The organism is Solitalea longa (genome assembly GCF_002920915.1).
Taxonomy (GTDB): domain Bacteria; phylum Bacteroidota; class Bacteroidia; order Sphingobacteriales; family Sphingobacteriaceae; genus Solitalea; species Solitalea longa.
The window spans coordinates 1-16,508 of record NZ_PQVF01000020.1; the positions used below are offsets into that span (position 1 = coordinate 1).

Sequence of the window (16,508 nt, forward strand, 5' to 3'; positions counted from 1 at the left end):
AGCGGTACCAGCGTACACTACAGCCGGACCGAAAACGATCACCTTAACAGTAACATCATCAGGTAACGGATGTAAAGACACCTATACCGATGTATATCAATACAATGGCGCAACGCCAGTGGCCGGCTTTACGGTATCGTCCACAACGGTTTGTCAGGATGGAACAGTGACCTTAGATGCCACAGGCTCAAGCACCGGAGTAAGCCCGATCACCGACTACATCTGGGAATTCAGTGAAGGCGGCAGTGTGATCAACACGATCTCAGNAGTTCATCCGGTAGCAGTAGCCACTCTAATTGCGTCCGCGCCTGAAGTATGTGTGGATGGAGGATTAATAACCCTTTCTCCTGCAGTAACGAACGGTGTGGCTGTAGGTGCTCCAACTTATTCAGTGAGTCCTGCGGTTCCAGCTGGTACGATAGTAGGAAACACATTTAATCCATTAATTGCAGGTCCTGGTACGTATACTATTACCTATACAGCTGCAGCAGTTGATGGAGGTTGTGCAGGATCTTCAACACCAGTTATACTAATTGTAAATCCTTTACCTACACCAGTAGTAACCCCTGCAGGTCCGGCAGTAATTTGTCCGAAGGAAACGCTTACCCTAAGTGCAACAGGTGCAGCTAACTATGAATGGTATGAAGCTTCAGCTCCTACAACCATTATCGCATCGGGTGCAACATTAAATGTGACTCAGCCAGGTAACTATTATGCAGTGGGTATCAACGGCTTTGGATGTGATGACGTATCAAATACAGTAGCTGTAACAGAATATCCTGCGGTGGTAGCTTCATTTGGAGCAAACTCAGATTGTGTGAGTGCAAGCGGTGTTGAATTTGACGCTTCAACTTCAACCGGAACCATTACCAATTACGATTGGACGTTTGGCGATGGAACAGCCGGTACAGGAGTAAACGCTACTCACCAATACACTGCGGTGGGCTCTTATTGGGTAACCTTAAAAGTTACCAGTGCAGATGGTTGTACCGATACAACTGGTCACTCAATTACCTTCAATGGTAATAAACCGGTAGCAAGCTTTACGCTGGCTCCATTGGGTAGCTCTTGTTACGATGTTGATTACACCTTAACAAGCACTTCTACAATGGCTGGTGGATTAGGAAGTATTTCTAAAATTGAATGGATCATCAACGACGAATTGGGTAACCGTGTGTTCCCTGTAGGACTGGATGCTAATTCAACGGCAACCTTCCGTTTCGATCCATCGAATATTGATAAAACATACACCATTACATTGGGTGTAACAGCAGCAAACAATTGTTACAGTGAGGCAACAGCTCAAACGGTAACCATCAAAGCTCGTCCTGATGTAACCCTGGTAATTCCTGATTCGGTAGTTTGTATGGATAAACCAGCATTTGCTTTATCCGGCGGATCTCCAGCAGGAGGAACCTATACAGGAACCGGTGTATCGGCAGGTTCGTTTAACCCGGCTGTAGCTGGTGTTGGTATGCATCTGATTACCTACACCTATGCCGCGCCTAACGGATGTACTGCATCTGCCGTGTTTAATGTTTCGGTGCAGGCATTACCAAATCCGGTGATTACCGTAACAGGAGACAGCCCTGCTTGTGAAGGAGCCGACATTACGTTGACATCTTCTACTGCAGACAGCTATCAGTGGTTAATTAATGGTGCTGTAATTCCAGGTGAAAACAACCAGGTATTTAAACCTACTCAAGTTGGTTCTAATACCTACTCAGTAATGGTAACTAATGAGTATACCTGTGCTGGTACGGCTTCAAGCCCGGTAAATGTGGTAATCTATTCTAAACCAAAACTTGATTTTGATTTACCGGCAGAATGTTTAGTTGATACAACAGTGTTTGTTAATAAAACACCGCCGAATGCAGATGGAAGTCCGGTAACCTACTTCTGGAAATTTGAAGATGATCCGGATAAAACTTCTGACTTATTCTGGTTCAGTACTCCTACTGATCCTAATGGTAAACACTTCTACATGTCTACCGGACCTAAGAAAGTTACCTTGTATGCAACTACTGATAACGGTTGTGTAGATAGCTTAACGAAAGTGTTTAATGTAAGAGGAGACGTTCCTAAAGTTGATTTCTATCTGAAAGGACGTGCTTCGGTATGTGCCGGTGATAGCATCACATTAAGAGATACCTCTATCATGCGCTTAGGAGTAAGTTATGATTACAAATGGAGATTCTTTGACGGACCAACTGAGATCAACCTTAATCAGGAAGCCAGAAATGAGATCCGAGTATTTGTTCCACAGATCTATGCTGGAAAAACACTTACGGCAGAGTTGACAGTGACACCAACGTTTGGTTGTCCTGCATCGCATACCAGTTCGTTTGTGATCTATCAAAAACCAACGGTGAACTTTAAACTTCCGGTTGATACCATGTGTACGAAGGAGGCGCCGCTTACATTGAATACAGGAACTCCTGCAGGCGGTATTTATACAATAGCAGGCGGTATAGGTATCTATAACAATAGATTCTATCCAGATTCAGCAGGCGCCGGTAATCATGTGATCACGTACACGTACACTGATCCGGTAACTCAGTGTTTCACCGCTATCAACGATACGATCAGCGTGTTTGCTAATCCTGCAGCAGTAGTGAAGATGACCACTCCTGATAATATTTGTGAGGGTACTAAAGTGAAATTGGTAGCCGAAGGAATTGGTACTTCTTACGAATGGTTGAAAGACAATGTGGTTATCCCTGGAGCTACGGCTTCAACATACGATGCTGACTTAGGCGGATATTACCAGGTTAGAATTACCAATGCAGCAGGTTGTGATGATACCTCTGACTCAGTGAAGATCACCATCTGGCCTCGTCCGGTAGCAAGATTTGATGCGCCTTCAAGCTGTATGACGGATGCTATTCAGTTTAATAACACCAGTTATATTACTGATGGTACTAACCTTGCTTACTTGTGGAACTTTGGAGATGGTGTGGGTTCAGTTTCAACCCAAATGAATCCTAGCTATTCATTCAAAACTCCGGGTATGAAGCACATCACCTTAACGGTCTTCTCAGATCATTGTGATTCAACATTCGTGATGGATGTGATGATCAACGGAGAGCCTAAGGCCGACTTTAGAATCATTTCGCCTCAGCCTTATTGTTCGAAAGATGCATTGATCTTTGAAGATAAGTCGACAGTGAAAATTGGTAAAGTACAAAGCTGGACCTGGAAGATCTTTGATGATGCAACAGGTAACTTGGTTGCTAACAATAATCCAATGAACGGTCCGGTAATGGTGTTTAACCCACCGGCTTCAACTGTGGATGCAACTTACAGTGTACGATTAATTGTAAGCACAGGTAGTACTTGTGTGGATTCAGTTACATACGACTTCACTGTTAAACCTAGCCCGGATGCAGCATTGGCTCCATTGCCAGATGTATGTATGGATGCTCCATCAGTGAAATTAACAGGTGGAACGCCGGTAGACGGAGTTGGTGGTGCAGGTTCATTCAGCGGTATAGGAGTGAAAAACGGTAACTTCTATCCACAGAAAGCAGGACCTGGTTCACATACGGTTACGTATACCTTCCAGGCAGCTAACTTCTGTACGGATACAGCACAACGTCAGATCAATGTAAATCAGTCGCCAGTGATTGATTGTATGGACTTCGATGTGTTTATTGGTAAGAGCGTGAAATTAGACATGAAGTTATTGTCGAAAGAAAGTGCTAACTACACTTACAAATGGTTGCCGGCTGCAGGATTGGATGATCCAACCAGCTTAACACCAACAGTGCTTTCGGCTACGGCAGATATGACTTACACGCTTTATGTAACCAATGCCGAAGGTTGTGTAAGCACATGTAACGTTCACGTAAATGTGTTGCCTGACCTGAAAATTCCGGATGTGATCACACCTAACGGTGACAACGTAAACGATAAATGGGAGATCCCTGGAATTGAGAAGTATCCTGATGTAGAGGTTTACGTTTATAACCGCTACGGAGATAAGATCTACTACTCGAGAGGATATGCCGATCAGTGGGATGGTTCGAGAGATGGAAGACCTGTTCCGGCAGCAACTTACTACTACGTAATTAAGCCGAACAAAGATCAGCTTAAACCACGTGCGGGAGCGATCACCATCATTTACTAGATCGATTTAAAAACAATAAATACAAGGAAGGGCGACTGAATAGGTCGCCCTTTCGTTTTTTAAGGCAAAAACTTAACAGGCGAAAGTAAAGTGTGCTATTTACACTATTGAAATTTTAATTACAGTACTATTTGTTTTAACTTGCTAGCTATGAATTATCTTTTCAGGCAAGTAGCTTTCTTTGTGCTTTTTTTAATAAGCTTTCAGTTAAAGGCTCAACAACCAAATTTACAGTGGGGTATGGGAATTAGCGGGAATTTATATGAAAATGGGCATAATGTTGTAGTTGATAAGCTTGGCAATAGCTATATCAGTGGTACATTTAATGATGTGGTGAGCTTCGGAACAAGCCCAAGTATAACTTCTATTACAGCCAAAGGAGATAAAGATATTTTTGTTGCCAAGTATGATCCGAATGGAAATTTCATATGGGTGAAGAGCTTTGGGTCAGTAAATGCGGATGAACCACGGTCAATGGCTATAGATAGTAATGACAATATTTTTATTGCCGGGAAAATTGGCGGCGATGTGAATTTTGATCCGAGCGGCAATGCCGTATTTACTTCAAAAGGTTCAACTGATCTGTTTTTAGCCTCTTATGATTCGGATGGAAATTACCGCTGGGCCTATGCTACAGGTAATGGGAGTGAAGACGCGGCAAACTCAATCGCTATTGATAAAAACAATGATGTTTATTTAACCGGAACATTTTTTTATCAGGTGGCTTTCGATCCGCATGATCCAACTGCTTTAACAGGAATTCCCAGTTCTTTAGATTTTTTTATTGGCAAGTATACAAATGATGGGAACTTGTATTGGGTGAAGAATATAGGTGAGAATAATATATCTCATGAGAGTTACTGGATAGCTGTTGATGATCAATCAAATGTTTATGTAACCGGGCTTTTCCATCTGACTGTTGATTTTGATCCTTCTGCATCAAATGCAGCCTTTTTAACATCTAAAGGAAATGATGCATTTGTTGCTAAATATGACAAAGACGGAAATTATCAATGGGCCTTTAATTTAAATAACAGTAACATAGATGACATAGTGAGGCCATTTTGTGTTCTTGCCAATACGGATGGAACTATTTATTTGACGGGCTATTATTCCGGTGCCGCAGATTTTGATCCTTCGGCCGTTGCTACAAATGAAATGACGGCAATAGGAAAATATGACGGTTTTTTTGCTAAGTACAGTAAAGACGGCGCATTTATTTGGTCGAAAAGTATAGGAGGATTGGATGGCACAGCCTATTTAGCAGCTTCAGCTACCGATAAGGATAATAATTTATACATCAGTGGTGGGTTTACCAGGACCGTAGATTTTGACCCTAATAGCGGCGTACAAAACCGGGTGTGTACATCATTAGGACATGATGCTTTTATAGCCAAGTATGATACCGAAGGTAATTATTCATGGGTGATAGATATGGATGGGACATGGGGTTTTGGTCAGGGAAAGAATCTTTATGTTGATGAGAAAGGAAATAGTTTTCTTATAGGTTCTTTTATGGATAAGCTTGATATCGATCCGGGAAGCTGCGAAGTTCTGCTTACTGCTAAAGTATGGGATGCTTTTTTTGCGAAATATGGACCTGATCAGGCTAATTTGACAGATATTTTAGCCTACTCACTGCCTCAACAAATATCACCGGCTGTTATAAATAAGGTCAATCATACCATCTCAATAGAACTCCAACCCGGAACGGATGTTAGCAAATTAAGCCCAACAATAGAGGTTTCTCCTTGTTCGGTAATTACACCTGCATCGGGAGTTGTTAAAAATTTTGCTACTCCAGTGGTTTATACGGTTACAGATAAATACAACCATACACAGCAATGGACGGTGAATGTTACAGTATCGGGCAGAGTTACCTGTTCAGGCAGAGTAACCCCTATTCAGGTGATCACCTTAGGAACTACAGCCAACCCGGTTGATCTTCCGGGTTCAACAACTTACAGCCGAAACGAGTCGAATCCTTCTGATGGTAGCTATGGCTATTTTTCAACTGTGCCTAATGTCTTTGGAAATGCATGGCAATCGGGTGAACTGGATCATACTACCGGAGATGCTAACGGTCGCATGCTAATTTTTAATGCCAGCAATGAGCCGGGAGAGTTTTACCGCGCCCCAATCAGCGGTTTATGTACCAATGCGATCTATCGATTTTCGGCTTTTATAGCCAATGTGTTGCATAAAACAAGGGGCTGTTCTCCGGATAATCCTGTAAACGTCACCTTCGAGATCAGGGATAAGAATAATAACATTATCGATCAGGTTTCAACGGGGAATATTTATGCCGAAAATCAAATGAAATGGATGGAATTCGGTATTGATTTTACAGGACAAACGGAAGTGTTTTTGGTTATGCGTAATAACGGGCCGGGAGGCTGTGGTAATGACCTTGCCATTGACGATATCAGTTTTAGTATCTGCGGATCAATTGATATCAGTTCAGATGTGTCTGGTGCTACATCAACGGAAACATTTGTATGTAATGGCGCGAATGTCAACCTAAAATCCACCTTAATTTCCGGCTTTGTAAATCCTGATTATCAGTGGCAATCGAGCGCAGACAATAAAATATGGAATAACATTCCGGGAGCAACAACAGGTTCATTGGCATTGACCAATGTTCAAACTACTGATCCCCAATACTACCGTTTAATTGTTGCGGCAACCGGTACCATTAACGACCCTTCTTCTAATTGTAAAGTAATTGCATCACCATTTACAGTGAATGTGATCGGAGATCCGGTTCTTGTATCTGATAATAATAAAACTAATTTGTGCCTGGGAGAAAAGACTGTTTTACGGAATACCACCGGTAAGGCCCGTTCGTATCAGTGGTTGTTAAACGGAAATAAGCTAACCAACTCAGTTGCCGATACACTGTTGGTTACAGATAGAGGGAGTTATAGTTTGAAGATCACAAATGACGGCGGCTGTGAACGCCTTTCCAACGCTATTCAAATTGAAACCCGACCTATTCCGGATGCCAAATTTTCTTTTATTTCCGATTGTTCTGCTCCCTTTCGTTTTTTTGATGACAGTAAGATCAGTGATAATTCAACTTTAACCTACCTGTGGAATTTTGACGATGCAGCAAGTGGTGCTAATAATACATCAACAGTTAAAGATCCGGTACATAGCTTTAAATCTACAGGAATTAAAAAGGTTAGTCTTACCGTTACTTCCCCTTACAGTTGCTCTAAAACGTTTGTTTATGATGTATCCGTAATTGGATCAAACCTGAAAGCGGCCATTCAAAACTTAAGTGTTGCTCCTTATTGTACCAATGGAGAAATGGTTTTTAAGGATGCTTCAACCATAGGTTTAGGTGTTATAACCTATCGTAAATGGGAAATTGTTGATGCAGCCAACCAGGTGGTGAAAACAGTTTTGGACGATGCTCAAATCAATTTTTCTGTACCGGGTTCAACTGTTTCGCAATCGTTTAAGGTTCGGTTAACGGTAGGCTTTTCGAGTGTTTGTACCGATATAAAAGAACTTAGTTTTACCATAGATCCCAGTCCGCTGGTTTCTTTAAATCTACCGGTTACTACTATTTGTGCCAATGAGCCTTCTTTTGTGTTAACAGGTGGTATGCCATTAAATGGAATTGGAGGTAAAGGAACCTATACTGTAGATGGTGTAAAACAAACCTCTTTTTCTCCGCAGAATGCCGGACCGGGTGAACACATTATTCGGTATACGTTTAAAAACAGTCCTACGGGTTGTGAGAGTTATTCGGAACAAAAAATTACAGTCAGTCCGATACCGATTATAGATTGCAAGGATTATACAGTTGTGGAAGGGATTAATGAGGAGCTAAAGATCATTGCCGACCAGCCGGGTTCTGCTTACTCATACCAATGGGCGCCTGCGGATGGTTTGAGCGATCCAACTATCTCCAATCCTGTCCTGTCGCCCACAATTGATAAAACCTATCGGGTGACGATTACCAATATTGAAAATTGTTCGGTTCAGTGTGTTGTAAACGTGACCGTTTTACCAAAGATCGAATTTACCAATGTGTTTACTCCTAATGGTGATGGTAAAAATGATACATGGAGCCTTACCGGTGCCGAGCGTTACCCTAATATGGAGTTAATTGTTTTTGATCGCTTTGGATCACAGGTGTTTTATTCTAAAGGTTATGCATCCCCATGGGATGGAAAATACAAAAACAAAAGCCTGTCGCAGGGAACTTATTACTATATAATTAAGCCAAACGTACATCAGCTTAAACCGCGTACAGGATCGATTACTATCATTTACTAGCTAGTTTTAAAATAATAAATACCCAGAAGGGCGACTCAACAGGTCGCCCTTCTGCGTTAAGCTTTCTATTTAATTTATTAGATGAAGAGAACTGTTCGGGGATGATAAACCATCTCATTCGGTTCTTGTGGTCGGCCTCATAGCCAGCCGAGGCCTAGAAACTTTATTCACATAGTTGTGAATTCTTAAGGCGTTCATGATTGCTTCGCAATTCTTCTTGATAAGAAATCGTAGATTCTTGAAGACCTTAAAGAAAAATTAAATACCTGAAAAAAGTTTCCAAAGAATCAAGGCTTCGCAGCTTTAGCTAAAAGATTCTAAAAAGATTATCTGCAATTCAAGACGTTTCGCTTCGCTTCACTTCTCCGAATTGCTTTGCTTCATCACTTATTCTCGTTACTACTCATCTTTTTAAAATCTTTTTTTACGCTAAAGCTGCTAATGCCGCTCCTGACAACCTGCAGTATAAGAAACAATACTTTGATTGAGCGTACAAAACTTCAATAATGTCAATGCTGCCTTATACCAATCGTTAAATCATATCAGTTCTATAGATTAAATTTTAAAAACTTCTTATTTCTGAATAAATTGCTAGGTATGAAGCAATTCTACATAAAGGCTACTTACTTTATTTTCTTTTTTCTTTTCTGCGGATTACTGGCAAAGGCACAACAGCCAAATTTGCTATGGGGGACGGGAATTGGAGGTAATTTAAACGATTACGGAACCAGCATAGCCGTTGATCAGCAGGGAAATACTTTTGTTGCCGGTTCTTTTAATGATGTAGTTGTATTGGGTGCTACCAGCATTACTTCCAAAGGGCTGTCGGATATATTTTTGGCTAAATATGATATTAATGGAAACCTGATTTGGGTAAAAAGCTTCGGTTCGGTAAATAGTGATGAGCCAAAATCGCTGGCAATAGATGGAAATGGGAATGTGTTTTTAGCAGGTTTTATAAGTGGACAAACGGATTTCAATCCACCCACCAATACTGCCATTGTTGGCTCCAAAGGCGGCCCCGATCTGTTCATTGCCTCTTATGATAATAATGGTAATTACCGATGGGTATATTCGGCTGGAAACACGGGTAACGATGTGGCTAATTCCATCGCCATTGATAAAAATAATGATGTTTATTTAACCGGAACATTTACCGATAAGGTGGCATTTGACCCCACGCAGCCCACGCAGCTTACCGGGGTCAGTAACTCAGCTGATGTGTACATTGTTAAGTATTCCAACACAGGTGCTTTCAATTGGGTGATCAATATGGGAGAGAATGGCTCTCCGAATATTGGCTATAAGATAACGGTAGATAATGATTTGAACGCTTATATAACGGGTGAATTGCAGGGAAGTGTTGATTTCGACCCCGATCCAACAGCTGTAGCAACGCTTACTTCAAAAGGAGGCGCTGATGTTTTTGCCGCTAAGTATGATAAAGACGGAAAATATAAATGGGCCTTTAGCTTTGGAAGCAATAATACCGAAAGGGGAGTGGGGATTCATGCCGGAACTGATGGGTACATTTACTTAACCGGACTTTTTACCGGAACCTCTGATTTTAATCCATCGCCAACCCTTACTAATTTTTTTACACCCATTGGCGAATACGATGGCTTTATTGCCAAATATGATGCCGATGGAAATTATGTCTATGCACAGCAAATAGGAGGAACCGCTGCTAAAACATTACTTACCGGTTCAGCTATCGATAAGGATAATAATATTTATATTACCGGGGGATTTACTTCAACGGTAGATTTCGATGCCGGCCCGGGAACACAAAATGGAACCAACACCAATATTGGCTTTGATGTTTACCTGGCCAAATACGATGCTTCGGGTAATTATAAATGGCACCTAACCATGAACGGCACCGGTGCTTATGACCAGGGAACAGGAGTAGGCGTTGATCAAAATGGGAATAGTTATTTAGTGGGATCTTATGATAGTCAAATTGATTTGGACCCCGGAAACTGCGATGTAAAAATTACCAGTAAACAATCAGATGCATTTGTAGTACGATATACGGATGACATTACCAACCTGACCGATATTTTAGCCTTCTCATTATCGCAACAGAAAACTCCGGCAGTGATCAATAAAGCTAATCATACCATAACTGTAGAGGTATTGCCCGGCACGAATGTTACCAACCTAACACCAACAATAGTGGTATCACCCTGCTCAACGGTTTCACCGGCTTCAGGTGTAGCCAAAGATTTTACCAATCCGGTCGTGTACACGGTTAAAGATAAATTTAGCAATACCCAGCAATGGACAGTTACGGTTAAAGTGCCAACCAAAGTTACCTGCGCAGGACGAGTAACCCCCATTCAGGTGATCACGTTGGGAACGGATGCCAGCCCGGTGGATCTTCCTGGTACCACCACTTACAGTCGAAACGAGTCGGATCCTAATGATGGGAGCTACGGTTATTTTTCTACTGTGCCTAATGTTTTTGGAAATGCCTGGCATTCGGGCGAACAAGATCATACTGCCGAAGATGCTAACGGGCGCATGTTGATCTTTAATGCCAGCAATGCGCCGGGAGAATTTTACCGCGCTCCAATCAGCGGTTTATGTACTAATGCGATCTATCGTTTCTCCGCTTTTATAGCCAATGTATTACATAAAACAAGAGCCTGTTCTCCAGATAGGCCGGTGAATGTCACCTTCGAAATAAGGGATAAGAATAATAACATCATCGACCAGGTTTCAACAGGTGATATTTATGCCGCCAATCAAATGAGCTGGATGGAATTTGGTATTGATTTTACCGGCCAAACTGATGTGGTATTGGTAATGCGTAATAACGGGCCGGGAGGTTGCGGAAATGATTTGGCTATCGATGATATTAGCTTTAGTATCTGCGGATCAATAGATATTAGTTCAGATGTGCCCGGTGCTACATCAACAGAAACATTTGTATGTAACGGTGCGAATGTCAATCTTAAATCTACCTTAATTTCCGGCTTTGTAAATCCTGATTACCAGTGGCAATCGAGCACAGATAATAAAACATGGAATAACATTACGGGGGCAACAACAGGTTCACTGGCACTAACCAATGTTCAAACCACAGATCCTAAATACTATCGTTTAATTGTAGCGGCAACAGGTACCATTAACGATCCTTCCTCTAATTGTAAAGTAGTTGCATCTCCATTTACAGTGAATGTAATTGGCGATCCAGTGATTGCCGCCGACAATAATAAAACCGATTTGTGTCAGGGAGAAAAAACTATTTTGAGAAATACAGCCGGTAAGGCCCGTTCGTATCAGTGGCTGTTAAATGGTAATAACTTAGCCGATTCTTTTGCTGATACCCTGGTGGTATGGGGTAAAGGAAGTTATAGTTTGAAGATCACAAATGACGAAGGCTGTGAACGCATTTCCAACGTTATACAAATTGAAACGCGACCAACACCAGATGCCAAATTCTCTTTTATTGCCGATTGCTTTGGTTTGTTTTCTTTCTTTGATACAAGTAACATCAGCGATGGTTCAACCTTAAGCTACTTGTGGAACTTTGATGATGCAGCAAGCGGTGCTAATAACACTTCCACCGCTAAAGATCCTACGCATACTTATACTACAGCGGGAGTTAAAAAGGTTAGCCTTACGGTTACTTCACCTTATGGTTGTTCAAAAACGTTTGTGTATGATGTATCGGTATTGGGTTCGAATGTGAAAGCGGCCATTCAAAATCTAAGTGTTGCTCCTTATTGTACTAACGCCGAAATGATTTTCAAGGATGCTTCAACAACCGATTTTGGAACGATTACCTACCGCAAATGGGAAATTATTGATGCCGCTAACCAGGTAGTAAAAACGGTAATGAATGATGCGCAAATGAACTTTACCGCTGCAGCCTCAACGGTTTCACAAACATTTAAGGTTCGGTTAATAGCTGGCTTTTCTATGGTGTGTACTGATATAGAAGAACTTAGTTTTACGATAGATCCCAGTCCGCAGGTATCGTTGAATCTGCCCCTTACTACCATTTGTATAAACGAACCTTCGTTTGTATTAACAGGCGGAATGCCTTTGGATGGCAACGGCGGTACAGGAGTTTATACAGTTGACGGTGTACAGCAAACTTCCTTTTCTCCACAAACAGCCGGGGCAGGGGAGCATATGGTTCGTTATACCTTTAAAAACAGTCCTTCGGGTTGCGAAAGTTATTCGGAACAAAAAATCACGGTTGGTGTTTTGCCGGTAATAGATTGTAAGGATTATACGGTTGTAGCCGGAATCGATATTGAACTGAAGGTAACTGCCGACCAGCCTTCTAATACAACTTACAAATACCAGTGGACTCCCGCAGATGGCCTGAGTGATCCAACGATTGCCAATCCAATTTTGTCACCAACGGTTGATAAAACCTACCAGGTAGTAGTTACCAATGCCGAAAATTGTTCAGCTACTTGTACCGTTAATGTAACCGTGCTGCCTAAAATTGAAGTAACCAATGTGTTTACCCCTAATGGCGACGGCATGAATGATACCTGGGTTATCCCCGGTATTGAAAGCTACCCGAACATGGAAGTATTTATTTATGATCGCTTCGGATCACAGGTATTTTATACCAAAGGCTACGCAGCCCCATGGGACGGAAAGTATAAAAACAAAAACCTCCCGCAAGGAACTTACTACTATGTGCTTAAGCCCCATCAAGATCAGTTAGCACCAACAGCAGGTTCAGTTACGATAATTTATTAATGAGAGAAGGATAGAAGGATAGAAGGAGGGAATGATAGAAGGATAGAATGAAAGAATGATATGGTTATTGACACCTTTTCTATTCAATCATTCTCTCATCCACTCATTTATTCTCTCATTCTCTCATTCAGTCATTCACTCATTTATTCTCTCATTCTCTCATTCAGTCATTCAATCATTTATTCTCTCATTCTCTCATTCAGTCATTCACTCATTTCTAAAGGTACTCTGCCAACACTTCCTTCAACGGCTCCCCTGGAGCAACAAGGCGCGTATTCAGTCCTAACTTCGCAGCGGTGGCAATATGCTGGGGACTGTCGTCAATGAATAAGGTTTCTTCGGGGTTCAGGTTATGGATCTTTAAAACCTCCTCAAAAATATCGGCATTAGGTTTACGCAAGCCCATCAGGTGCGAGTAATAATCCTTCTCAAAATAAGCCGACATATCCGCAATGTTCCATTTGTGCTTTAGGTACTCAATGATCCAGTTATAGTGAATTTCATTGTTGTTGCTCAATAAAAAGGTGCGGTATTTGGCTTTGGCTTTAAGCAGAAGCTCCAAATTACCTTCGTCAATGCCAATTAACAAGGCATTCCAGGCATCGATGATCTCCTGGTTGGTGGCCGTAGGAACGAACTTTTTTACTTCACTAACAAATAGTTCAGCGGTGATCTTGCCTTTTTCAAAATCATCAAAGAAGTTAGCCTGAGCCCTATGCCCAAAAAGGTCATCAATATGCTCCAGACCTATATTTTTAAATGCTTGGCTAGCACGTTGAAAATCAATAGAAAAGATCACGTTGCCGTAATCGAAGATTATATTTTTAATATTTTTCACTTAAATAAGAGTTAATAAGTTGTGATTTCGGGTGCAATTTTACATATTTGCGGACGATTTGAGAAACAAATCAGGACCCTTAGCTCAGTTGGTTAGAGTAGGAGACTCATAATCTTTTGGTCCGGGGTTCGAGCCCCCGAGGGTCCACTTTCAATGCAGCGGTTTTCACGAAAACACGCTGCATTGTCGTTTTAAGGCGGTTTTTGAATTTTCCATCAAGCAAAGAAATGCACTCCAAAGCATAGGAAAACCGCAAATGTTTTACCAAATGTTTTACCATTACATTGCGGAAAAATCAAGCTTGTTAATAGCAACAACCGTAATATGGCATCTCTTAAAATTTACCTCAACACCAAAAAGTTTAACCAACTCGAAGAAGCACCGCTTTATATTCGATTTATCCATTGTCGCAAGGCTACTTATTTATCAACCGGAATTTATTTAAAAGAAAGTGAATGGGATGAAAAGAATAGGAGGGTAAAGAAAAATCACCCTAATTCAACACGTCTCAACAATGTAATATCCAATAAAATTGCAGAGGTAGAATCAAAGATGCTCGACCTGGAACTGCAACAGACTATCAACAATCCGCGAAAGATAAAAAGCAGTTTGAAGGGTGAAACGGATTTAAAATTCTTCCAATATGCGGCCGAATACATTAAGAATGGAAAGGGCAAATACAAGATAGCCACCATTAAAAAACTGGAAACTACCCTTGAAAAAATAAAAGAATTTGTTGATAATAAAAACATCTCATTTGAAGAGATTAATACAGGTTGGTTAAAACGATTTGAAGCACATCTTAAGAAAGAATACGGGAATTCTGTTAATACTATACATGGAAATTTAAAATACATCCGTAAGCTGTTCAATGAAGCAATCAGAGATGATATGCTTCCCCCTGAGAAAAATCCTTTTATTAAGTTTCAAATCAGGCGTGCAGCAACAACTAAAGAGTTTCTTTCGGAAAAGGAATTGGCAAGTCTTGAGAATCTTGTATTGCCTTTGAATAGTTATTTAAACCATTATAGAAACATGTATTTGTTTTCGGTTTATACCGGAGGACTTAGGATCTCAGATATATTAAAATTAAAATGGAGCAATTTTGATGGAGAGCATGTTGTGGTGCAAACACAAAAAACAGGATCGGTTGTTTCAATAAAACTCCCTGGTAAATCAAAAGAAATATTGGGCCAGTATAAACTTAATTCGAGTAATCCCGATAGTTTTATTTTCCCATTTCTTAAAAATGAAACAGACTACACTAACCCGGAGACTTTGTTTAAAGCAATATCTTCTAATACATCCAAGACTAATTCATACTTAAAAGTTTTGGCAGAGAAAGCAGACATCGAAAAGAAGCTCCATTTTCACACGGCTCGCCACACATTTGCCACCTTGGCTCTCAAGAAAGGTATGCGGATCGAATACGTTTCCAAACTAATGGGACATTCTGATATTACAACTACCCAGATTTACGCCAAAATCATGAATGAAGAACTCGATAAAGCAATGGAAATATTCAACTGGTAACTTTAATCAAATGATATTACAAAAAACTGGTTTAGCCATGCTTTTTTGTAATATCATTTCACTTTTTTAAAATCCAACCAAAGAAGGGCATTGGATTATTAAAGGCTCTTATTCTTTTTTATTTTGTTAAAAACTGGTTGATAATGCTCAGAGTAAAGCCTTTGATGATGCCGCTTGCCTAATTCGCTAATTGTGCCTTTCAGTATTTCACTCATCGATTGGTATTCCTGCTCCTCTTCCGGCAGCCTGGTGCGTTGAATATCAAAAAGACTTACAATATTTCTTACTGCCGGCTCAATCCTTTTATCCTCAATAGTAGAAATCCATTCTTTTCTCTGCAATTCAATAAATAGTTCTGTCAATTGACGCATGCTTCCTTTCCACCTTAACTTGTAAGTAGGTAGTACAGGATTTAAGCCATAAGAAGATGGAACACCCAATTCAAGGGTTATTATATCATAAACAAGCGATATGGCTTTATAACTGTACCCTATCTGACTGTCAATGAATGAAAGAATGTCAATTTCCTCCAATTCTTTTAGAAGAGCATCCTCTGTGATATTTACCTTCATTTCCTTCAATTGGGGGATGATTGATCTCCAATTTTTGCCTTCAATTAGCATAGACTGTAGAATCACAACTGTATCACGAGTCTGCAACAATTCTTCATCTAACTCGGTGAGATGCCTTTTCAGATTTTTTAAATAGTTAACACGCTCTGTTTTATCGGTGATACCGCTTAGATTCACATACAAATTTGTATTGAACAGCATATAATTTTTTTGCAAAAACACCGTATAAAGTTTAGCGCTATGAAAGCCATTATAGGTTAATATATTTTTGCTGATATCAATATTAACCTGTTGCATCTCATGAAAGAATTTTTCTATTCCATCTATTTCATTTTTTAGTTCGGCCTGCATAGTTTAGCGATTTGATGTGATTCCCACTGATTTTTGAACATCAAAAAGAAAGTCAGGGCGAATT

Annotated in this window: 6 protein-coding genes and 1 tRNA gene; 5 read left to right on the top strand and 2 right to left on the bottom strand. The window is 40.6% G+C overall.

Annotation, left to right across the window (positions count from 1 at the left end; genetic code table 11):
- The first annotated feature begins 391 nt into the window (after nucleotides 1-391).
- From C3K47_RS18790 to C3K47_RS18800, 3 genes are all read left to right on the top strand, one after another.
- Complete coding sequence (locus C3K47_RS18790; protein ID WP_449441368.1) at nucleotides 392-4,129, top strand: PKD domain-containing protein; 3,738 nt, start codon at nucleotides 392-394, stop codon at nucleotides 4,127-4,129.
- A 150-nt stretch (nucleotides 4,130-4,279) separates the two neighbouring features.
- Nucleotides 4,280-8,419, top strand: a complete 4,140-nt coding sequence (locus C3K47_RS18795; RefSeq protein ID WP_103790711.1) for a T9SS type B sorting domain-containing protein — start codon at nucleotides 4,280-4,282, stop codon at nucleotides 8,417-8,419.
- A gap of 597 nt (nucleotides 8,420-9,016) precedes the next feature.
- On the top strand, nucleotides 9,017-13,150 hold the full coding sequence (locus tag C3K47_RS18800; RefSeq protein WP_103790712.1) for a T9SS type B sorting domain-containing protein: 4,134 nt from the start codon (nucleotides 9,017-9,019) through the stop codon (nucleotides 13,148-13,150).
- Between the two features lie 217 nt (nucleotides 13,151-13,367).
- Here the strand turns inward: C3K47_RS18800 and C3K47_RS18810 are convergent, their stop codons facing one another.
- Entirely contained in the window at nucleotides 13,368-13,988 is a 621-nt protein-coding gene (locus tag C3K47_RS18810; protein ID WP_103790714.1) for an HAD family hydrolase, read from the bottom strand.
- Between the two features lie 73 nt (nucleotides 13,989-14,061).
- On the opposite strand from C3K47_RS18810, the gene C3K47_RS18815 reads away from it, so the two are divergent.
- Both C3K47_RS18815 and C3K47_RS18820 read left to right on the top strand, forming a co-directional pair.
- Nucleotides 14,062-14,135 (top strand) — tRNA-Ile (locus tag C3K47_RS18815).
- A gap of 177 nt (nucleotides 14,136-14,312) precedes the next feature.
- Entirely contained in the window at nucleotides 14,313-15,521 is a 1,209-nt protein-coding gene (locus C3K47_RS18820; protein WP_103790715.1) for a site-specific integrase, read from the top strand.
- Nucleotides 15,522-15,619: 98 nt separating this feature from the next.
- Here the strand turns inward: C3K47_RS18820 and C3K47_RS18825 are convergent, their stop codons facing one another.
- Nucleotides 15,620-16,444 (bottom strand): hypothetical protein, encoded by an 825-nt coding sequence (locus tag C3K47_RS18825; RefSeq protein WP_103790716.1) that lies wholly within the window; start codon nucleotides 16,442-16,444, stop codon nucleotides 15,620-15,622.
- Nucleotides 16,445-16,508 lie beyond the last annotated feature (64 nt).

Excerpts from the sequence above, each read along its gene's own strand:
- C3K47_RS18825 (WP_103790716.1), bottom strand. The coding sequence starts at position 16,444 with ATGCAGGCCGAACTAAAAAATGAAATAGATGGAATAGAAAAATTCTTT.
- C3K47_RS18800 (WP_103790712.1), top strand. The coding sequence starts at position 9,017 with ATGAAGCAATTCTACATAAAGGCTACTTACTTTATTTTCTTTTTTCTT.
- C3K47_RS18820 (WP_103790715.1), top strand. The coding sequence starts at position 14,313 with ATGGCATCTCTTAAAATTTACCTCAACACCAAAAAGTTTAACCAACTC.
- C3K47_RS18795 (WP_103790711.1), top strand. The coding sequence starts at position 4,280 with ATGAATTATCTTTTCAGGCAAGTAGCTTTCTTTGTGCTTTTTTTAATA.